Source organism: Pseudoalteromonas sp. FUC4, from assembly GCF_008370255.1.
Lineage (GTDB): Bacteria > Pseudomonadota > Gammaproteobacteria > Enterobacterales > Alteromonadaceae > Pseudoalteromonas.
Map to the genome: position 1 here is coordinate 1,079,341 of NZ_SEUI01000001.1, position 21,533 is coordinate 1,100,873.

A 21,533-nucleotide genomic window follows, 5' to 3' on the forward strand; every position below is an offset into this window, starting at 1 on the left:
AAGTATGTTAGAAAATATTTCAAGTGTAAAAGTGTCTGGCGGTTGGCATAAGCAATATACCCACAGCTCGCAAAGTACACATTGTACTATGCGCTTTGCCGTATTTTTACCACCTGGCGCAAGTGAAGCAAATAAAGTACCGGTACTTTATTGGTTATCGGGTTTAACCTGTACCGACGAAAATTTTATGCAAAAAGCCGGTGCATTTAAAAAAGCGGCAGAGCTGGGTATTGCTATTGTAGCGCCTGACACCAGCCCACGCGGCGAAAACGTACCCAATGAAGACGCTTACGACTTTGCACAAGGCGCAGGCTTTTACGTAAATGCCACGCAAGCTCCTTACAACACTCATTTTAATATGTACGATTATGTTGTTAATGAGTTACCAGCATTGATTGAACAACATTTTCCAATAACAAGCACAAAAGCAATTAGTGGTCACTCTATGGGCGGGCACGGTGCATTAATGGTTGCACTTAAAAACCCGACAGCGTTTGTAAGTGCCTCGGCTTTTAGCCCTATTGTAAATCCGGTTGAATGCCCTTGGGGTGTAAAAGCATTTACTGGTTATTTAGGAAATGATAAAGCGCTTTGGGCACAATATGACAGCTGCGAGCTGATGAAAAATGCAGAGCCAACTAATTACTTACCTATGTTAGTAAGCCAAGGCGATGCTGATGGCTTTTTACAAGAGCAACTTAAGCCAGAAAACTTAGTCGCTATTGCTGATAAAAAAGGCTACCCGCTTACACTTGAAATGCAAGCAGGCTACGATCATAGCTACTTTTTTATAAGCAGCTTTATTGACCAACACTTATTATTTCATCATCAGTTTTTAACTGCATAGGCTCATTAGTGTGTAGGGATGACTTTTCTACCTCTACACACTCTTTCAATACTTTACTCACTTGCCTGCATACTTGTACCGTATTGTTATTGCCCTTACCTTTAATAAATTCAAGTATAGCCATATCGGCTTCAGCACCGAGTTTAGTAAAGCTAAAACCCTCTTTATCTTTTACAACTGGCCCCACATTTACTGGGCCAGGTTGAGAGCGCGCTGCCCCATCTAAAATTATACCCGCAGCAGCGCAACCAATTAATACATTTGAAAATAAAATAATCAATAAAATACGCATTATTAACCCCACCAATATAATTACCTAAATTATATACAATTTTAAAAATAGCATTGTAAAAAAATGTAAGCCTTAGTGCTTAAATTCACGTATGAACTCTTTAATAAAACCAATTAATTGCAATATAAATATAATTAAAAAAGGAAGCGCGCCAATAATAGCAACGCTTCTGTTTAATGGTTCATTGTTTTGTATTAACAAAACAAAAGCGCATAAACCTAGTGCAAACGACCAAGCATACAAGCTCCATGTTTGAGCTTCACTTGCACCACTTAATTGGCGAATAACCAAAACAGCAGAGTCTGCTGATGTGGCTACAAAAATGAGTAACAGCAATAAACTTGACCAAATCAATAAACCGCCTTGCCACCCTAATTGCTCGAAAAATACAAACAGCCCTTGCGTATAATCGACTTTAATAGCCGCTAAAATCCCTGCATTGTGCGTTTGATCCCACGAAATTGCAGAGCCCGAAAACACACTAAACCATATAATAGTCACAAAGGTTGGTACAAATACAACACCTACAATATATTGCCAAACCGGCCGTCCTTGGCTAATTTTTGCCAAAAACACACCAACAAACGGGCCCCAAGCTAACCACCAAAAATAGTAATTGTATGTCCAACCTGCTGCCCATGCGGGGTCATTGAGTACGCTTTCAAACTGCCATGTACCTGTGGTTATAAGCTGAATGTAATCCCATGTACCCCCTATCGCTATGTCTATAATTGGCTTTATAGGCACAAAAATTAATAGCCATACTATAAGCGCAAATGCTAAAAACACATTAAACTTACTAAGAGTTTGAATTCCTTTTTTAAGCCCCAACTTTGCCGAAATGGTATAGAGCAGCGCAATTAAAAAAATAATAATAAACCCCGAAAATAAAGCAGACTCAACCCCTAGCTCAAGCTCGAGCCCTTTACGCAGTAATAAAGTTGAATTAGCAATTGTGCCCACCACACCAAAAAATATTGCAAGTATGGCAATTAACTTAATGCTAAAGCTCAGCTGTAACTGCCAAGCCCGATTAATAACGCCTTTAGTTGCACTGATCGCAGGAGCACTAATATCGCCCGCTTTGCCACTATTGCCAGTAAGCCCACCTAATACCAAGCCAAATACCGCATAGAGCGCCCATGCATGCGCGCCCCAATTTACTAAGGTAAGCGCCAAACCACTTGTTTGATGGTTTGAATACAAGCTTTGCTTCAAAGGCGAGTTAACCGTGTGTAGTGCAGGCTCTGCTACTCCCCAAAATATAAGCCCTGAGCCCATCCCTGCTGCAAACAACATAGAAAGCCAACCAGAGGTACTAAACTCAACAAGTGCTTGCGATCCTCCTATTTTTCGTTGCCCTAATGGGCTTACAGCAATAGCTATCACAAAAAAAAGTAACAAGTTTACCAATATAAAAAATGGCGACCCTAAATAACCTAAAATTTTATTAATGGTAGGTTGTAAGTGATCTGTGAGAAATTCAGGAAATAAAAAAGCAAAAACAGATAACCCAGCGCAAAATAGTAACGCTGTTTTTTCAAGTTTAGTCGTTGTGATTAATGTTTTATTTAAAGGCAAAAGGTTCACATAGTCGTCTTTAAGGCATGATAAAAGAATACGAGGCTTTAAAACTCAGATCAAATTAACTATTGCGTAAAATAGTAATAAAAACATGTAAAAGTTTCCTCAATAATTTTTATTAAACACAGCCTCCTACAATAAACCATTGATTATTAACTATTTATGCTATGGCCCACTGTTTGCTTATTATTAACAAATTTAACCCGCATAGGCTCAATAATGGAAATTGATTTACAGTGGAATGAAATCATCGATAACTTAATACACTTAGGTATTGCATACCTACTTGCGCTACCTATGGCTTACGACAGAGAACGAAGCCATGATGGTGCAGGCCTTCGTACTTTTCCTCTTGTTGCTGTTGCATCGTGTGGGTATGCATTAATAGCTATGTCGGTTTTAGATGGCGCAGAAGCTCAATCTAAAATGTTGCAAGGTATCATTACTGGTATTGGTTTTATTGGCGGTGGCGCAATTTTGAAAAATAACAAATCAACCTCAGGAACAGCAACCGCAGCAAGTATTTGGAATATGGGCTTAATTGGTATAGCTGTAGCCTATAGCCGCTACGAAATAGCTATTTTGCTTGCCGTTATTAATTTTATAACGCTAAGGTATGTAAAAAAGTTTAAATAGCTTTTAATGAAGCTATTACACAGTCGAGGCATGAGCAACCAAACTCGCACACTGATACTATATAACATATAATACACGCAAATTTTATAACATGTTTTGAACCTAAATGTCGGACTCAGCTTTAACACCTCGATTACATCATATTGATTTACTTCGGGGTATTATCATTATATTCATGGTTATAGACCATGGCATGTACTATTGCCTAAACTACTCAGTAACCGATCCGATGACCATTCCAGGTACTGATACTCTCACCTTTTTTACGCGTTTTGTATCTCATTTTTGCGCGCCACTTTTTGTATTCTTAGCAGGCCTATCTGCGGCTATAACAGAGCATAAATATGTATCCACTAAAGCATTTTCACAGAGCTTAATTATTCGTGGTTTAGTGCTAATTTTGTTTGAATTTACTATTGTTTCGTGGTCTTGGAGCTTTAACCCATTATACCCAATGCTATACGCACAAGTTATTTGGGCAATCGGCTGGGGGTTTGTAATATTAGGTCTTTTGCGTTTACTAGGCATCTATGCCGTTTTTATAGCAGACTTATTACTCGTGTTTGGGCATAATGTGTTTGATGGTATAAACTTTGAGCCTAATACATTTGCACACACTGTTTGGTCTATAGCTCATCAAAAAAATGTACTTGATCTCCCTTTTGATTTTCAAATTAGAACAACCTACCCAGTGGCCCCCATTGTTGGCTTAATGGCATTGGCATATTGCGCTGGTGTTTATTACAAAGCGCAACAATACAGTAAAAAAGTAATGAATCACGCATTGTTATTAGGGGTTACTTGCCTTGCGCTTTATGGCATTTTGCGTGGATTTAACTTATACGGTGATACATCACAATTTGCTATACATACAAGCACATTGCTCACTGTTATGTCGTTTCTAAACCCAACAAAGTATCCACTTTCGCTGCAGTTTATGTTACTTACAGTTGGCCTTGGACTTATTTCTTTAAAGGCATTAAGTGGTTTAAAAACCGATTTTTCGCATAACTTTTTACAAGTACTGGGTAAAACAAGTATGTTTTCATACCTTGTGCATTTGTATTTATTACATGCTATTGCTTGGTTACTTATACCTATTCTTGGCTTTAATTTTAGCGATATGACCTACGCAGATACTCTCGTTGGTTTGCCTGAAGGTTATGGCATGAGTTACACGGCAACACTTTTATTTATAGGCGTTGTTATTGGCCTAACAACCCTACTCGCTAAGCGCTATATTGGCTGGAAGCGAAATAACAAACACAGCTTAATTGCTAAATATATATAGCGTTTATACAAGTTAGCATCAAATAATAGACATTAAAAAAGGCGCTTAAAAAGCGCCTTGCTAACAAGTATGTGTGCTTAAAACATATCTTGATAGGAGTTTGTTGTGCTAAACGTAATTGCTTTTTCAAAGCCTGGTAACTGAATACTTTGCTCGTCTATTACAATGTCGTTGTCGTCAATAAGTCCGTCGCCAAAGCGATAAATAAGCTCGTAATGGCCTAAATCTGCTTGCGTTTGATACGTTTTCTGCGAAGCGCTAACCACACTATTTTTCTGTGTGTAACTAGTCATAACATCATCGCCATGGCGCTTAGCAAGCATTTGCATTGTCACTTTTGGTGAAAGTACAGTCGCTGTTGCATTGTTTCCGCCAAAGCCTTTTGAATTTATAAAAGCAATATCCATATCAGCGCATTCGTAATGGCTATTACGAATATCAAGATGATCGCTATAAACATCATCAGCCACTTTATCAATTGTGGTAATACCCGGCATAATATTATGACTAAATATGCCTAACGCAATCGCTAACTGGTCACCACTTGCAGGTGCGATAGTATGGCCAACATACGCTTTTGGCGCTGTTACTTTCCAGTTATCAATAGCAAACGTTTGCGCTACTTTATGATAAATCAAAGACTCTGTTACACGATTTTGCGGTGTACTTGAGCCATGCGCTAAAATAAAGCTACGTTCTTGCAGTGCTTCTTTACCTAATAAGCTGCTAGCAAGTGCGGCTGATTTTGCCATTGTAATATAGTTACCAGGTCCAGGTGATGTAATCGACTTCTTAACGCCATCTGCATTTACAAACACATCTGGTACGCTGCCCATAATATCAGCGCCCAACTCAAGGGCTAAAGCATCATCCATTAAAATAGCAACTTGCGCGCCCTCACCTAATGTAAAGCCACAGTTATCGCCAAATGGGCGGCTGCTATTACGGTAATCTGGTTCTTCATCATTTGATAAGTTATCTAAACGGCGCAAACCTTCAACGTTTGCAAGTGCACTCATGTTACCAAAGCCTTCTACAACTTCTGGTGTAATAGCGCACTCAACACTTGCAACAACCGCAACGCGTGTACGCCCTGCTTGTATGTCATTAACCGCTGCACGTAAATTATATAAAAACGTTGCACAGGCGCCCGAAGTTGAAAATGTAGTACCTACATTGCCCGTAACATAGGCATTAATAAAATCGGTAGACATTGTATTTAAGCCCAGTGCTAATTGCTTAGTGCTAACACGGTCGCCTTGCTGGCGCGCTTTTACTAAACCGCCTAGGCCTTTGTCGTCCATTTGGCCAATTACAGATGCTGAATAGGTACCAATTTTATCTGGCTCTACGCTATTCATAATATGCTGCCAATCAAGCCCAGTTGATTTAATCGCATCAGTAGCTGCAAAAATAGTGGCTTGCAAACCACGAGGCTGATAGCGGCTGTTATACATAACTGATGGATCAAACCCAGTCGGAAATTGCCCAGCAGATTTAATTGGGTTATCGCGTGTTGAGTCGTGCTTTATGTCTAAGTCGGCTGCAATAGTTACTTTAACTTTTTTGCCTTCAAGCTCTTCAACTTGCCAGCTAGCTGGAACAGGTGCAGGTAAGTCGCGAGCACGCGTTTCAAACACAATTGCGTTATCGCTTGATGCGCTCAGTGTCATTTTTTGCTGCCACGGTGTTGCGTCTGCGTCAAAGTGTTCTTTTTCAATTTTACGAATAAGTGTACCAGCAATAATTTGCTCACCAAAGCGTGCTTCTATGTCGCTTTGCTCAACATTATTACCTTGTGTATCTTGTAATTGGCCGTTTACAACGCTTACTAGATTCATCAGTGTGGCGAGGCCTAAAAATGTTTCACTGCGATCTTGAGCATTTAAACTATTTAACACGATACGGCGATAACCTTGATGAAAAGAAGTACGGCCAGCGGCGTTAATGCCACCCATGCCTACTATAACGGGTAATGCTGTCATAATTTACCTTTTAGAAACGTGTTATAAGGAGAGGAGGCAGTTTAAATGGATTATGCACTATACATTGTGCTTTAATAGCCAAATATTCAGCACAAAAGGCCAAAATACACTGGTCGGAGCATTTATATGACTGATAAACACACTAATCCACCACTAAACATTGCTATAGCGGTATATCCGCATTTATTAGTGACTAGTTTAACGCTACCTATAGAAATGCTAAGAGCCGGCGAGGCCTTTGCTAAAGGGCATCTTGATAAGCAAAGCTTTAGGCCACTTGCTATAAATTTAGTGGCTAAAAATGCTGAATCTATACCCACCCGCGCAGGCCTTGCTATAAATCCTGATTGCATAACAACTAACGCGCCCTACAGCGACTTAATTATAGTGCCAGGTATTTGGCGAAACCCGCGCCCAGTGGTACGGACAAATCAAGAAATAGTTGATTGGCTGAGCGAAAGCTTTAGTGCAGGCAGTCATATAATTGGTGTAGGCACTGGCAACTGTTTATTAGCTGAGGCAGGCTTACTTGATGGGCACCCTGCTACCACCCATTGGCATTACGCCAAACAATTTAGCCATGACTACCCGCAGGTACGCTTAAAACCCGACTTTTTTATAACCCAGTCAGAACGCATCTATACCGTAGCAAGCCTTAATGCCCTTGCAGATGTTATCGTACATATTATTAGCCAATACTACACAAAAGCCGCCGCGCAGCATGTAGAGCGAAACTTTTCGCACGAAATACGCAAACCCTACGAAGATCAACGCTACTTAGAAGGTGCAGTAGACCGCCACCCCGATGAGCTAATTGCACAAATTCAATTTTGGCTAAAAACCAATTTAGCCACCGAGTTAAACCTGCAAGAAGTCGCTGCCCAATTTAGCTTAAGCTATCGTACTTTTACCCGCCGCTTTAGAGCCGCAACAAACCAAAGCCCTATTGAGTATTGGCAACAATTACGCGTAGAAGGCGCAAAGGAGTTATTAGCATCATCAAATTTATCAATTCAAGAAGTGGCTTTAGAAGTGGGATATAACGACCAAGGGCATTTAACCCGCGTGTTTAAAAAAGTATTAAGCCAAACACCCAGTGGCTATAGAAAAGTAGTTAGGCGAAAATTATTTGGCTAATTATAGTGCTTGTTCGAATAGTACTAATTTCAATAGCACTAAAAAACGCCACTCTTAGTGGCGTTCTGATTCGTTAAATTCTTTTCGATAATAACGTTTTTGATAGTTTTTTACTTTAGTGTGTACACCTTTACTTAAACTTTTAAATTTAGCCTCAAGTACGTCTACACCGTATAAAATACCCACCACCAGCACCGAGAGTTTTATTGCAGCGCCAAGGTTTTCGGTCGCTATCATAACGCCTATTGATGCAAGCACCCAAATGGTTGCAGCTGATGTAACGCCCACTACTGCACCATCTTTTGCGAGCATAACGCCTGCCCCTAAAAAGCCAATACCTGTAATTATTTGCCCCACTACACGAGAATGATCTATTACATCCCCTTGTAAATTAAACGCAGTGGATAAAAACAAATACGTGCCCAACGTTATTAGGGCTGATGTACGAATGCCTACAGGTTTACCACGCAATTGGCGCTCTATTCCAATAATGGCACCGCAAAAAGCCGCAGTACCAATAGCTGGCCATGAATACGGGGCTACATCAATTAAATCTAAAAAAGTCACTGTTAACCTTATATTTTATTAGCTATAGCCACCGCTGTTCTTAAACGTTGGCTACCAAACGCTGACATTTTACTAAAATCACTTCGTGCAATAGGTACATATTGGCAATCTATTGCGAGCTGTTTATCACTGCCGGGCTCACAAAACGGGTCGTGAACATACACGCAGTGCTCATCAAGATGCGTAACACACACCCAATGTGGCGATTTTTTACCATCAAAACTATATGTGCTAATTAATAACAGCACACTAAAGCCTTTACTTAACCACTGCTCAATATGCTCAAGCTCTACATCTTTATGTGTAAGCGGTATATTTGCTTGTGCAATACCATCTACAAATTGTTGATGCACGGTGGCAAGTACCACTTTTTTATTTTCGTTGCGCACGCCATCTAAAAACAAAGGCTCTGTGGTATTAACCATTACCTCGCTTTTAAAACCACGCTTATTAGCCCCAAGTGCCAAACCAAACGGGTGGCAACCACCATGACCCGATGTCATAAAAATGGTGGTACCTTCACGCCAAAGTGCCAGCTCATGTGATTGGCTAAGCTCAGTAGTTGGCTCAAGTGCGCCCATTGCCATTAATAGCGCAGCAGGTCCGCACGTAAACTCGGTAGTTTGCTGATACCACGGCGTTAAACGCGCCACTTTTAGCTCACTTGTTTGTCGAATGTTTTTTTGCATTCGTAGTGCGTCACTGTGGTCATCGTAATAATCGCTATATTGACCAAACACTCTGTAACCCAAGCTTTTATAAAGCCCAATGGCACCTTCGTTATTTACTGCCACTTCTAAACGAAGGTAAATACGAGCCCGCTCACACGTTTCTTTTTCAAGGCTAGTAAGCAGTGCTTTTGCAATACCTTTACCTTGCATTGTGGGTTTTACAGCAAGCGAATATAAACGCGCTAAACGCGTCCCTTTATGGCACCACACTAGCCCATAGCCGCATATTTGCTCGCCACTTTGGGCAACGAGTAAAATACCGTGCTTAGCACTTAGCCAGCGCTTTAAACTGCGCGGGCTCAATTTATCGTTATTAAAGCAAGCATTTTCAACGTCAATCAGTGCATTTAAATCACTGCTAAGCGCCTTTCGAATAACAAGGTTGCTCATGTTATTACCCACGGCCTCGTGCTTCTAAGCGTTGTTTAAACTCATCCATAATGATCATGTATAGCTCATCGCCTAAATAGCCGTCTTCTACTTTGTGATCAATACTTGGGTTATCGTTTACTTCAAGTACGTATGCTTTGCCTTGATGCTCTTTAACATCTACGCCATATAAACCCCTACCCACTGTTTTACATGCTTTTAAAGCTGCATCTAATACTGCTTTTGGTAACTCAAAGGTAGGTAGCGTTTCAAAACCACCAGAGAAAAACCGTTTAGCATCGTGGTTATAAATTTGCCAATGGTTACGCGCCATTAAATAGCGGCATGCATAAATTGCACGGCCATTTAACACACCCACTCGCCAATCGTATTCGGTATACATATACTCTTGTGCAAGCACTAATGCGCTATATTCAAACAGCTCTGTAAGCTTAGCGGCAAGCTCATCACGGTTTGAAACTTTAAACACACCTTTTGAGAACGACCCTTCAGGCATTTTTAAAACAAGCGGATACGTAAACGCTTCTTCTAATTGCTCAAGCGTTTCATTTGCTTGATCAGCCACTACAACCGTTTTTAAACTTGGCACTTTTTGGTAATTAAACGCATCGTGTAAATACACTTTATTACAACAACGTAAAATAGACTCAGCATCGTCAATAACCACTAAACCCAGGCTTTGCGCTTTGCTCGCAAGGCGATACGTTGGGTGGTCAATCGCTGTAGTTTGGCGAATAAATAACGCATCAAACTGGGCAATATTGTCAATTTCGTCAAAGCTTAATGCTTGTGCATAAATACCGTGTTTAGCCGCTGCTTTAATAAAACGTGCAATGGCGTCTTTATCACTCGGTGGTACTTTTTCGTTATGATCAACAAGTATTGCCATGTCCCATCTAAAACGACGTTGCACAGAACTAATACGCCACTGCGTTTTAGTAAAGTCATATAGTTTGGCAACAAATTCGCTGTACTGCTGCTCGCTTAAAGACGACATCGAGCCTTGTTGTAATAAGCCTTGCTCATCAACAAATAAAATAGGTGCTGGGTATTGTTTAAATACCGACTTTGCCGCTTTTAATTGTAAATCGTTTTGGGCAATACCAAAGTAAAGTATGCCGTCTATTTGGCCCACATTTAACATAGGAGCTTGGCCACTACGAAGAGCATTAATGGTTTTTACACTGGGTAAAACTTGGTGCTTGCGCGCCTCTGCAAGTAATGAGCAATAGTAACCTTTGCTCAAGTATTGGCTTGAGTCGCACAGATTAATAATGCGTGTTTTTTGCTCGTTATGTTTTGGGTAATCACGTAAGTAGGTATTAAACGTAATTACATTTTCGAACGATTGAGCAAGCGTTTGCTCGTTGTTATCAACCACAATTAAGGTTTTAAACACGACTTTTCCTAGTTAAGTCAAAATATAAAAAGCATGCTTAAGTAACATTGCTAAGCATTATAAATAGAAACACCCATCGTACTAAGTGGGCATTGCGCGAATCACTTAATATGATGGGTGCTTTAACAGGTACCTACTGTACGAGTTAGCGCTTAAATTGCTTAAGCGACATGTGCTTTATATGCTCTTTTTTAAAAACGCACAAACGAGATATTTTTAGCGTGAAGATGAAAAATATTGATTAACTATATTTTTCAACTAATGCAGATTAAAATACGCAAAACAGTACTTTATAAGAGTTAAAAATGTCGCTACCAGCTTGCCCAAAATGCCAATGTGAATATGTTTACGAGGACCAACAACTGCTTGTTTGCCCCGAGTGCGCCCATGAGTGGAACCCAAATAATACAAGCGATGAAGACGCAATTTTAGTTAAAGATGCCAATGGCACTTTGCTAAATGATGGTGACAAAGTGACAGTAGCCAAAGATTTAAAAATTAAAGGCAGCTCGCAAGTAATTAAAATTGGCACCAAAGCGGTAGTTAGAAGAGTGCTTGATAAAAAAGATCACGAGCTAGATTGCAAAGTAGATGGCATTGGCGAAATGATGGTAACAGCAAAGTTTGTGAAAAAGGCTAACTCGTAGGTCGGATAAATGGCGAAGCAATGCCATCCGACGCGTAATAAAGGCCAAAGTTATTTCATTCAACAACAAACTTTTGTACAAAGCTAAAGTGTATTATGTTGCTATGGCTTTGTCGGATGGCGCTTCGCTTATCCGACCTACAAATAATTTATATCTTTTCGCCACACCAGTTATTCGTATAAATCCCTTGCTTTACGGCTCTGTGAAAACTTGAATAAGGCCAATCAACTATTCGACTAACTAGACCATGCTTTAACGGATTAAAATGAACATAGTTAACATGGTGCCAATAATCATTATCATCCCTAATGGTATGTTCCCAAAAACGGCGTTGCCAAATTCCTCGCTCATTTTTACGTTTTCTTGTTTGAGTTAAAAACTCTGTTTTTGGGAGTGATTTTGAAAATCGCTTTTTAATTTCTCGCCAGCGCCCAGAATAATCCGTATCGTTGTATGGCAAGGTTAAAACCGCATGAAGGTGATCGGGTAGCACAACCCATGCATCTATATAAAATGGCCTTTGGGATTTAACAACGCGGATAGACTCTCTTAATAAATCAATATGCTCAACTAACAACGATTTATTACGGTCGAGCAAATTAACAGTAAAAAAATATGACCCTCCTTTTACATAATTCCGACGATATTGCATTGTATGTCCACTATATTATTTGTTACGCATTAGATAAATAAAGCGTAAATTTAAGATATATACAACATTGACGTAGGTCGGATAAATGGCGAAGCTATGCCATCCGACAAATTAATTTATAAAAAAGCGTTTATTACTTTGGTATGGCTCTGCAAGCAAATACCTCTCTTAAAAAACGAAAGCTTTATAAAATCTCTACCACCACGTATTCGTGGGCTTTATCTGCAATTGTTAACGTAATTTCATCATCAATCTGTTTATTTAATAACTGCTTACCCATTGGTGCGCCGGGTGTTACTACAGCTATTGCGTGCTCTTTAACATTTACCGTTAAACCACCAGCTGCTGGGCCTAAATAAAACCATTTTTGGGCTGCGTTATCATTTTCTAAACATACCAGCGAACCGATAGCTATTTTGTCGGTTGGTTTTTCGTTGAAGGCAGGCTCAAACAATTCTATGCTTTTATAGCAATCGTTTACGCGCTGGGCTTGGCCTTGTGCTAAATAAGCGGCTTCGAGCCCTAGGGTATCGTATTTGTTTTCGGCTATGTTTTCTTCATGTGTGGCGGTGTCGTGCGCAGTTTTTGCCGCTACTTTTGCTGTTGTAAGCTGCGCTTCTAGCGCAAAACGAAGATGTTCGATAACGTGGGTTTTATTCATGGGGATTAATACAATACTGGCAGTAAAAATAAGGCAGTTAGTTTAACATTTTTGCTAGGCTTAAAACCATTGTTTTAAACCCCGCAAGTTTGGTGGGAATACTAGCGGGGTTTAAATAAGCATTAAACAAGCAAAGAGCTGTTGGTTGGTGCAGCTCTTTGCTTGTGTTTTATTAAAAACCTTATGGCATATCTAATAATGTTTGCGTGTGGGCATCTACTTTAACTTCGTAGTTTTTAGCGCTTAAGCCCAATAGTTCCGGCAAGGTTGCCGCTATACAAATAGACGAGAACGTACCCACTACAATGCCGGTAAATAATGCAATAGCAAAACCTTGCAGTGGTGCGCCTGCAAGTAACCAAACGCTCGCAACCGTCGCAAGTGTGGTACCCGACGTTATTAAGGTGCGCGTTAACGTACTTTTAATCGCATTATTAATAATAGTCGCAGGGCTAAGTACATTGTTTGATTGAACACGTAAAAGCTCGCGTACTCTATCCCCAACTATTATTGAATCGTTAAGTGAGTAACCAATAATAGCCAGTAAGCTTGCCAGCACGGTTAGGTTAAACTCAATTTGTAATAGTGAAAACAATCCAAGAACGAGTATTAAATCATGCACTAGCGCAACCACAGAGCCAACAGCTAAACGCCATTCAAAACGCACTGCAAGGTAAATCATTACCGCAATCATTGCAGCAAACATGGCTAAACAACCTTGATCAAATAACTCATCGCCCACTTGTGAGCCAATATAAGCTGACGATAATACCTGTGCGTTTATATCATCGTTTTGTGTAACAGCGCTTTGCCAGTCAGGGCTATTAGCTGTTGTTGATGTAGTTGATGCACTTGGCGCTTCTCTTAATTGAAAATGACTATTACCTTGCGCGGTTAGCTCAAACTCACCGTTGTGATTTTTAGCAATAAACGATTGAAGCTCTTTTAGTTCGACACTTTGGCTGGTTGTAAACTCAGTTAAATAACCGCCGGTAAAATCTAGGCCAAAATTTAGACCTTTTTGCGTAAGCGTAAATACGGATAGTAGCACTAAAATGGCACTTAAAAGCATACCCATAAAGCGTAAGCGTGTGCCCTTTTCACCTTTCAAAAAATAATTAAGCATGTGCTTTTACTCCTACTTTTTTACCCATTTTTAAATACAATGTTTGGCTTAATATTTTTGATACGTACACACCTGTAAATACAGACGTTAAAAGCCCCAGTGCGAGTGTAATTGCAAAACCTTTAACAGGCCCATAGCCTATACCGTATAAAATAAGTGCAGTGATCATGGTGGTTATATTGGCATCAAATATTGTATTTGCGGCTTGTTTATAACCCTCTTGAATAGCTTGATATGGTGCACGGCCTTGGCGACGTTCTTCTTTAATACGTTCAAATATTATTACGTTAGTGTCTACCGCCATACCAATGGTTAGTACTAGGCCTGCAATACCCGGAAGCGTTAACACAACCCCTGGTAATAATGACATTAAGCCCACAAGCGACGTTAAATTTAATATAAGTGCCACGTTTGCAATAAGACCTAAACGGCGATACCAAAGCGCCATAAATGCAAGGGTAATACCCATGCCTAACATAAGCGCGGCTAAGCCATTACTAATATTTTCTTGGCCGAGGCTTGGCCCTATTGTTTGTTCGTGCACAATTGTAACGGGTGCTGTAAGCGATCCTGCACGGAGTAACAATGCCAGATCGGCTGCCGCTTGTTGGCTTTTCATATTGGTAATACTAAAACGCGAACTTAAATGCTGAGCAATATTAGCAACATTAATAACTTCGCTTTTTTTAACTACTTCGCCTTTAGCGTTTTGAGAATACTCAGAGTATACCGTTGCCATTGGCTTACCAATATTGGCTTTTGAAAACGCCGACATTGCATCCCCGCCTTGGCCGTCTAGGCTAAGTTGAACAAGTGGCTTGCCCCAATCATCGCGGCCTATGTTTGCATTATTAATATGGTCCCCTGTAAAAATTGGTACAGGATCGAGCTTTATGGTTCCGCCCGATTGCAGATTAAATGTTTGTCCGCCTATTTCTTTTAATTGGTAAAAACCAAGCGATGCTGTTGCACCAATAATACGTTTTGCTTCGGTTGGATCTTGCACGCCCGGTAGCTCTATACGAATGCGGTGCTTTCCTTGGCGCTGTGTTACCGCTTCGGTAATGCCTAACTCTTCAATACGTGAACGAAGGGTTGTGAGTGTTTGCCCCATTACTTCTTTATCAAAGCTGCTGCGGCCTTGCTCTGAATAACTAAATTTGGCAGTTTTAACGCTGCCGTTATTGCTTGTTACAACGGCTAAATTAGCAAATCGGCTTTGTAGCTCTTCAATAACGGGGGTTAACTTGTCGGTTGCATTAGGCAGTGCGTTTATTTCAAACCCATGCTGAGTTTGCTGCGCTTTTACGCCATGTGCTTTTTGCTTAATAATGATTGATTTAGCTTGTTGATACGCACTGACTAATTGCTCATCAACGGCTTTATCTAAATCTACGTCTAGTACAAATAGCACACCGCCATTTAAATCAAGACCCAGCTTTATTGGTGATAAACCAAAATCTTGTAACCATGTTGGGCTGGTTGCATGCTCAATAATTTTAACTTGCGTGTTTGGATATTGCGCTTTTATAGCCGCTTGCGCCTGAGCGCTTTTAGTTGGCTCGTTTAAAAGTATATTAATAGTGGATTGCTTATCTAAACCCTGCTCAACCTCTAGCCCTTGTTTATTTAAAAAAGTAACTAGCGTTTTAGTGCTCGGTAAAGATTGCGTTTCGCTGTGCGGCGTATTACTTACGTGCAACCACGATTTATTAGGGTATAAATTTGGTAATGCGCTGATAGCTAATAAAACCAGTACTATTAGCATGGCTATATAGCTTAATTTAAATTTAGCCGTAGACGGCTTTTTATCTTTTTTAAAACTTAACATGTTGAATCCTTATTGCCAGCAAAGCTAGCAACGTACTTTTTAAAAGCACAATTAATCTGCAGGCTAAAACTTTAAAAGTTAAAACCTAATAAAATTAAATAAGGGAAATTAAGCGTGGTAGGTAGTTACAGCTTTGTAGAGTAAATTAACGTCTTTCCAGCCACTCAAGCGCGACTTTTTACTATTAGTTACAAACGTATACCAAGGTTGTATACGGTTAACGGCTCTCGGTCGTAAAAATATATGCCTAACAAGATTTTGAGCAAAAAATTCAAAAACCACATCGTATTCTGGCTCACTTTGAACAGTGTGCAAAAACAATGATGAATTATTGGCAGTTAACCTTGGTTGGTGCCCGTCAAAATCGGTTTGATGCGTTTTTTTATGCTGCGAAGTATCTACAGACTTACTAATAGGCTGTATTTTAGTTAAATCGGCAATATCAGTAAGCGAAACCTGCGTACTAATATTGATATTTAAATTTTGTGAGGCGCCCATAGCATTGCTCTGCACACTAAAAAGTGCAGCAAGTAGCAAAAAGGCAGTTAAAAACACTCTAAATTTAAACATTCACGTTTTAAAACTAAAATAAGGGATGCGTAGTATATAAGGGCAAGCATTTAAAATACAATGCTTATTAATTAAGTATTTAGTTTTAACAGAGATCACTAATGCGCCCCAGACAAAGCACAGAAAAACGACCAGACGCCATGAATTTACGCCAAAGTGTAAAAACACTGTGGCCCTACCTTACAAAATTTAAAGGCCGTGTTTTTATTGCACTTATGGCGCTTATAGGCGCAAAAGGTGCCACGCTTTTAATGCCTTGGGCACTTAAAGAAATTATAGACTCGGTAGATAAGTCGATTAACCCACTGTTAGTTATCCCCGCTTTATTGTTATTGATGTACGGTGCACTGCGTTTTGCTAGTGTATTTTTAGGTGAGGTAAGAGATGCTGTATTTTCGCGCGTTACCGAGCACGCTATGCGTGATATTGGTTTAAAAGTATTTAAGCATTTGCATTCACTTGAGCTGGCTTTTCATTTAGATAGGCAAACCGGTGGCATTAGCCGCGATATAGAACGCGGTACAAGCGGGTTAAGCTTTTTAATGCGTTTTTTAATGTTTAACATTGTACCTACTTTGTTTGAAATACTGACCGTTGCGATTATTTTTGGCACGTTGTTTTCTGTTTGGTTTGCGCTTATTACATTATTGGCAGTCGCTATTTATATTACCTTTACTGTGGTGGTTACTCAGTGGAGAAACCGCTTTATTCGCGAAGCAAACGCTGCCGACAACCAAAGTAATACCCGCGCAATAGACAGCCTACTTAACTATGAAACTGTAAAATATTTTAATAATGAACAGTTTGAAGCTAAAACGTACGACACCTTTTTAGCAAACTGGGAAAAAGCTCGATTAAAAAATAGAATGTCGTTACTTGCGCTCAACTCAGGCCAAGCACTTATTATTGCTTGTGCTATTACGGCTTTAATGTGGCTTGGTGCAAGCGAAGTGGTTACCGGTGAGCTTTCTATTGGTGAGCTTGTGATGATTAACGCATATATGATTCAGTTATTTTTACCGCTCAATTTTTTAGGCTTTGTATATCGCGAAATAAGACGCGCCCTTACCGACCTTGAAAACATGCTTGGGCTACTTAATAAAAAACCACTTATTACTGATTCATCAACCGCTAAAGTGTTACATATTCAACATGGTGAAATTGCATTTAAAAATGTAAGTTTTAGTTACGATGTGCATCGCCCTATTCTTAATAATCTTAGCTTTAGTGTTAAAGCAGGCAGTAAAGTAGCCATCGTTGGCGCCAGTGGTGCTGGTAAAAGTTCGTTAGCGCGACTGCTTTATCGTTTTTATGATACAAACGCTGGTGAAATTAGTATTGATAACCAAGCTATAAATAACGTAACACTTCAGAGCCTTCGACAAGCCATTGCAATCGTCCCACAAGATACGGTGCTGTTTAACACCAGTATTCGTGAAAATATCGCTTACGGTAGACCATCTGCAAGCGATACAGAAATTGATGAAGCCATTGCTATGGCGCACTTAAAAGACTTTATAGCGACACTTGATAAAGGCGATAAAACACTGGTTGGTGAGCGCGGTTTAAAAGTATCCGGCGGCGAAAAACAGCGTATTGCTATTGCGCGTGCCATTTTGAAAAAGTCCCCTATTTTAATTTTTGATGAAGCAACATCTGCACTAGACTCTCATTCTGAGCAAGCAATACTTGCTGCAATGCGTGAAGTTGCCAGTAATCATACGAGTATTGTTATTGCTCATCGGTTATCTACTATTACCGATGCAGACACCATTATTGTGCTCAAAGCCGGGCAAATTATTGAGCAAGGTAAGCACGATGAGTTACTTACTCTCGACGGGGAATATGCCCGTATGTGGGAGCTCCAGCATAAAAAATAAATAGTGTGTAACCCCTCTTAGCTCGGATACTTTTAAGTATTCGAGGTAAATAAAGCGTTTATAGCACCTATTAGCCTTTCTCTTTTCCTCTATTTTAGTTTTATCGAGCGCTGTGGTGATTCACCTCAAAAGGTTTGTTTGTATGATTAATATCAATAACAATCGATAAGTTAAATATTCGTAACAATAAAAATGATTCACTGCTACTTTAATTCAATCAGTGATACTCAGGAGTAAGTAATGAAAAAGAGTTTAATTGCCGCAGCATTAGCTGCCACATTTATTACCGGTTGTTCAGAGCCGCAAACAACAAAAACAGAAGAGCAACAACCTAAAGTAGCCACTGCAGCAGTGACACAAAAAGCAGAGTTAGGTAATTTTGGTGTTGACCTAACAGCGCGTAACGAGGCTGTTAAACCAGGCGATGACTTTTTTATGTATGCCAGCGGCACATGGTATGACAACTATGAAATGCCTGCAGATAAAACCCGCTATGGTGCATTTTCAGGATTAGCTGAGCGAAGCGAAGGCGATGTTAAAGCTATTATTGAAGAAATAGCCGCACGTAAAGATTTAAACGCAGAAGAAAAACTAGTCGCTGATTTTTACAACGCCTACATGGATACCGAAACACTTAATAAACTAGGTATAGCGCCAATTAAGCCATTATTAAGTGAAATTAATGATATATCGTCGACTGATGATTTAGCTAAGATGTTTGGAAAGTCTTGGTTAACCGGTAATAAAGCCCCGTTGGGTGGCGGCATGTGGTTTAACCGCTTAGACCCTAATAAATATGAAATGTCACTAGGTGCGGGTGGGTTAGGCTTACCCGATCGCTCTTACTACCTTGAAGACGCTGAGCGCTTTGTTAAAACCCGTACAGCTTATGTTGCCCACATTGCTGACATGCTTGAGTTTGCAGGAGTCGAAAATACCGCTGAGCGTGCTCAAGCAATTGTTGATCTTGAAACCAAAATTGCACAAGGTCATTGGCCTCGTGAAAAGCGCCGTAATCGCGATTTAACGCTAAACCAAATTGAACGCGCCGATTTAAGCACTGCTTATCCTGGTTTTAACTGGGATTTATATTTTGCGCAAACAGGTTATAAAGTACCTCAGTTAAATGTATCTCAGCCTGAGCCAATAAAGGCGATGATTGAGCTAATCAATCAAGAAGATATTGCAGTTTGGAAAGACTACCTAACGTATCACGCGATTAGCGGTAACGCAGGTTTACTATCAGAAGACGTATTTAATACTAACTTTGCTTTTTTTGGCAAAGAACTAAACGGACAGCAAGAGCCTCGCCCTCGTTGGAAACGTGCAATAAGTGAAATGTCAGGCACAAGTTCGCTTGGTTTTGCTATTGGTAAAATATACGTAGCGCGTTACTTCCCTGAATCATCTAAACAACAAATGTCAGAGCTGGTTGAAAACCTTCGTACAGCCCTGGGTGAACGTATTGATAACCTTGAGTGGATGGGCGATGCCACAAAAGTAAATGCACGCGCTAAACTAGCTGCCTTTGTACCAAAAATTGGTTATCCCGATGTATGGCAGTCTTATGATGGTTTAAGCATTACTAAAAACGATTTAATCGGTAATGTAAAAAACATGCGTGAGTTTTTCCACGCAGAAAGTGTTGAAAAAGAGCTACAAAAAACAGACCGTAACCGCTGGGGCATGACGCCACAACGCGTAAACGCTTACTACAATAGCTCATTTAATGAAATTGTATTTCCAGCTGCGATTCTACAACCGCCATTTTTCGATCCAAATGCCGATCCGGCTGTAAACTATGGCGGTATTGGCGCTGTAATTGGTCACGAAATGGGTCATGGGTTTGACGATCAAGGTTCAAAGTCAGACGAAAACGGTGTGCAACGTAACTGGTGGACTGATGCTGACCGCGCTGCATTTGACAAAAAAGCTGATCAACTGGCTGCGCAGTATAGTAAATACGAGCCAATTGAAGGTAACTTTGTTAATGGTCGAAATAGCCTTGGCGAAAATATTGGTGATGTGGGTGGTTTGTCGATGGCTTATCACGCTTACAAGCTAAGTTTAAATGGTAAAGAAGCGCCTGTTATTGACGGCGTGACTGGCGATCAACGTTTCTTCCTTGCGTGGGCACAAGTATGGAAAGAAAAACGTACTGAGCAAAGCATGCTTAACCAACTGCGTGGTGGCACACATGCCCCAGGTCGCTTTAGAGCCCAGGCGCCACGTAACCACGATGCATGGTACAAAGCGTTTGATGTAAAACCAGGCGATGCGTTATACCTTCCTGAAGATGAACGTGTACGTATTTGGTAAGTAATACTTACTTTTTATTACTTAGTAAGGCAAGCTGTTATACAGGTTGCCTTTTTTATTGAGTTAAATTTACAAGAATAGATATAATTCCAACGTCTAAGTCCCTCGATAATCCCCTCACTAAAATACATTTGAGATAGTTTTTAAACGCGACTGTTTTAATCAGCTTTAATACTTACTAGCCCTTGAATGCATTTACCTTTAGAATACACACTATAATTTTATTCTATTATTTACATATATTAAGGCGAAACGCAGATGGGAAGAGCTTACCAAAACAAAAAAGATTCAATGGCTAAGACTGCGGGTGCTAAAACTAAAGTTTATTCTAAGTACGGCAAAGAAATTTATATTTGTGCTAAAAACGGCGGTGTAGACCCAGATGGTAACTTATCATTACGTCGTTTAATTGAACGCGCTAAAAAAGACCAAGTGCCAGCACACGTTATTGACCGCGCAATCGATAAAGCAAAAGGCGGCGGTGGTGAAGACTACGCAGCAACACGTTACGAAGGTTACGGCCCAGGTAACTGTATGATTATTGTTGACTGTTTAACAGACAACAACAAACGTACCTTTGCTGATGTACGTGTTTGTTTTACCAAAGCAAATGCTAAAATTGGCGCTCAAAACTCTGTTTCACATTTATTTGACCACCTTGCTATTTTTGTATTTGACGGTGATGACGACGAAGCAGTACTTGAAGCTCTTATGATGGCTGATGTTGATGTAACTGACGTAGAAGTAGATGACGGTAAAGTCACTGTTTTTGCTCCTCACACAGAGTACAACAATACGCGTACAGCGCTTGAAGAAATGGGCGTGACTGAATTTGACGAAGACCTAATTAGCTTTGTGCCACAAATTGAAACGCCGATTGAAGGCGAAGACGTTGAAGTTATGGAACGCTTTTTAGCAATGTTAGAAGATTGCGACGACGTACAAAACGTTTACCATAACGCGCAATTTTAAAGAACAATTTAGTAAG

The 21,533-nt window shown here is 40.1% G+C and carries 19 protein-coding genes; 8 read left to right on the plus strand and 11 right to left on the minus strand.

The features are described 5' to 3' along the window. Nucleotides 1–4: 4 nt before the first annotated feature. Nucleotides 5–847 (plus strand): S-formylglutathione hydrolase, encoded by an 843-nt coding sequence (gene fghA, locus EU510_RS04825; RefSeq protein WP_149592490.1) that lies wholly within the window; start codon nt 5–7, stop codon nt 845–847. Here fghA and EU510_RS04830 read toward each other — a convergent pair. Together EU510_RS04830 and EU510_RS04835 are read right to left on the minus strand one after the other, a co-directional pair. Continuing rightward, the gene (locus EU510_RS04830) at nt 801–1,139 is read right to left on the minus strand and encodes a hypothetical protein (protein ID WP_149592491.1); all 339 of its coding nucleotides are present in this window, start codon (nt 1,137–1,139) and stop codon (nt 801–803) included. The genes fghA and EU510_RS04830 overlap by 47 nt on opposite strands. 72 nt (nt 1,140–1,211) lie before the next feature. Continuing rightward, nucleotides 1,212–2,729: a BCCT family transporter gene (locus EU510_RS04835; RefSeq protein WP_262501190.1), complete on the minus strand. Its 1,518-nt coding sequence runs from the start codon at nt 2,727–2,729 to the stop codon at nt 1,212–1,214. A 213-nt stretch (nt 2,730–2,942) separates the two neighbouring features. Here EU510_RS04835 and EU510_RS04840 point away from each other — a divergent pair, with 213 nt between their 5' ends. Beyond that, nucleotides 2,943–3,359, plus strand: coding sequence for an MgtC/SapB family protein (locus EU510_RS04840; RefSeq protein ID WP_058549073.1), 417 nt, complete (start codon nt 2,943–2,945; stop codon nt 3,357–3,359). Nucleotides 3,360–3,465: 106 nt separating this feature from the next. Continuing rightward, nucleotides 3,466–4,650, plus strand: a complete 1,185-nt coding sequence (locus tag EU510_RS04845) for a DUF1624 domain-containing protein (RefSeq protein ID WP_149592492.1) — start codon at nt 3,466–3,468, stop codon at nt 4,648–4,650. Nucleotides 4,651–4,727: 77 nt separating this feature from the next. Here the strand turns inward: EU510_RS04845 and EU510_RS04850 are convergent, their stop codons facing one another. Beyond that, nucleotides 4,728–6,635 carry a beta-ketoacyl synthase gene (locus EU510_RS04850; protein WP_149592493.1) on the minus strand — a complete coding sequence of 636 codons (1,908 nt, stop codon included), beginning with the start codon at nt 6,633–6,635 and terminating at the stop codon, nt 4,728–4,730. Between the two features lie 126 nt (nt 6,636–6,761). Here EU510_RS04850 and EU510_RS04855 point away from each other — a divergent pair, with 126 nt between their 5' ends. Further along, complete coding sequence (locus tag EU510_RS04855; protein WP_149592494.1) at nt 6,762–7,772, plus strand: GlxA family transcriptional regulator; 1,011 nt, start codon at nt 6,762–6,764, stop codon at nt 7,770–7,772. A 54-nt stretch (nt 7,773–7,826) separates the two neighbouring features. Here EU510_RS04855 and EU510_RS04860 read toward each other — a convergent pair whose 3' ends face one another. The 3 genes from EU510_RS04860 to EU510_RS04870 are packed head-to-tail and all read right to left on the minus strand — an operon-like array spanning nt 7,827 to nt 10,859. After that, nucleotides 7,827–8,339 (minus strand): MgtC/SapB family protein, encoded by a 513-nt coding sequence (locus tag EU510_RS04860; protein WP_149592495.1) that lies wholly within the window; start codon nt 8,337–8,339, stop codon nt 7,827–7,829. 8 nt (nt 8,340–8,347) lie between these two features. Continuing rightward, nucleotides 8,348–9,460: a GNAT family N-acetyltransferase/peptidase C39 family protein gene (locus EU510_RS04865; RefSeq protein WP_149592496.1), complete on the minus strand. Its 1,113-nt coding sequence runs from the start codon at nt 9,458–9,460 to the stop codon at nt 8,348–8,350. Nucleotides 9,461–9,464: 4 nt separating this feature from the next. Continuing rightward, the gene (locus tag EU510_RS04870) at nt 9,465–10,859 is read right to left on the minus strand and encodes a RimK family protein (protein WP_149592497.1); all 1,395 of its coding nucleotides are present in this window, start codon (nt 10,857–10,859) and stop codon (nt 9,465–9,467) included. 305 nt (nt 10,860–11,164) lie between these two features. Between EU510_RS04870 and EU510_RS04875 the strand changes: the two genes are divergently transcribed. Beyond that, nucleotides 11,165–11,506, plus strand: a complete 342-nt coding sequence (locus EU510_RS04875) for a zinc ribbon domain-containing protein YjdM (RefSeq protein ID WP_149592498.1) — start codon at nt 11,165–11,167, stop codon at nt 11,504–11,506. 148 nt (nt 11,507–11,654) lie between these two features. On the opposite strand, the gene EU510_RS04880 is transcribed toward EU510_RS04875, so the two are convergent. The 5 genes from EU510_RS04880 to EU510_RS04900 form a co-directional block, all read right to left on the minus strand. Continuing rightward, a complete protein-coding gene (locus tag EU510_RS04880) occupies nt 11,655–12,158 on the minus strand; it encodes an REP-associated tyrosine transposase (RefSeq protein ID WP_149592499.1) in 504 nt (167 codons plus the stop codon). A 184-nt stretch (nt 12,159–12,342) separates the two neighbouring features. Beyond that, nucleotides 12,343–12,819 (minus strand): GreA/GreB family elongation factor, encoded by a 477-nt coding sequence (locus tag EU510_RS04885; RefSeq protein WP_149592500.1) that lies wholly within the window; start codon nt 12,817–12,819, stop codon nt 12,343–12,345. A gap of 181 nt (nt 12,820–13,000) precedes the next feature. Continuing rightward, nucleotides 13,001–13,945 carry a protein translocase subunit SecF gene (secF, locus tag EU510_RS04890; protein WP_149592501.1) on the minus strand — a complete coding sequence of 315 codons (945 nt, stop codon included), beginning with the start codon at nt 13,943–13,945 and terminating at the stop codon, nt 13,001–13,003. Next, nucleotides 13,938–15,776 (minus strand): protein translocase subunit SecD, encoded by a 1,839-nt coding sequence (gene secD / locus EU510_RS04895; RefSeq protein ID WP_149592502.1) that lies wholly within the window; start codon nt 15,774–15,776, stop codon nt 13,938–13,940. Before secD ends, secF begins: the two co-directional genes overlap by 8 nt. Nucleotides 15,777–15,884: 108 nt before the next feature. Continuing rightward, nucleotides 15,885–16,346: a hypothetical protein gene (locus tag EU510_RS04900; protein ID WP_149592503.1), complete on the minus strand. Its 462-nt coding sequence runs from the start codon at nt 16,344–16,346 to the stop codon at nt 15,885–15,887. A gap of 101 nt (nt 16,347–16,447) precedes the next feature. On the opposite strand from EU510_RS04900, the gene EU510_RS04905 reads away from it, so the two are divergent. The 3 genes from EU510_RS04905 to EU510_RS04915 all read left to right on the plus strand — a co-directional run bounded on the left by EU510_RS04905 (nt 16,448) and on the right by EU510_RS04915 (nt 21,517). Next, nucleotides 16,448–18,226, plus strand: coding sequence for an ABCB family ABC transporter ATP-binding protein/permease (locus EU510_RS04905; protein ID WP_149592504.1), 1,779 nt, complete (start codon nt 16,448–16,450; stop codon nt 18,224–18,226). 240 nt (nt 18,227–18,466) lie between these two features. Next, nucleotides 18,467–20,545, plus strand: coding sequence for a M13 family metallopeptidase (locus EU510_RS04910; RefSeq protein WP_149592505.1), 2,079 nt, complete (start codon nt 18,467–18,469; stop codon nt 20,543–20,545). Nucleotides 20,546–20,803: 258 nt separating this feature from the next. Beyond that, on the plus strand, nt 20,804–21,517 hold the full coding sequence (locus EU510_RS04915; RefSeq protein WP_002959761.1) for a YebC/PmpR family DNA-binding transcriptional regulator: 714 nt from the start codon (nt 20,804–20,806) through the stop codon (nt 21,515–21,517). The last annotated feature ends 16 nt before the right edge of the window (nt 21,518–21,533 follow it).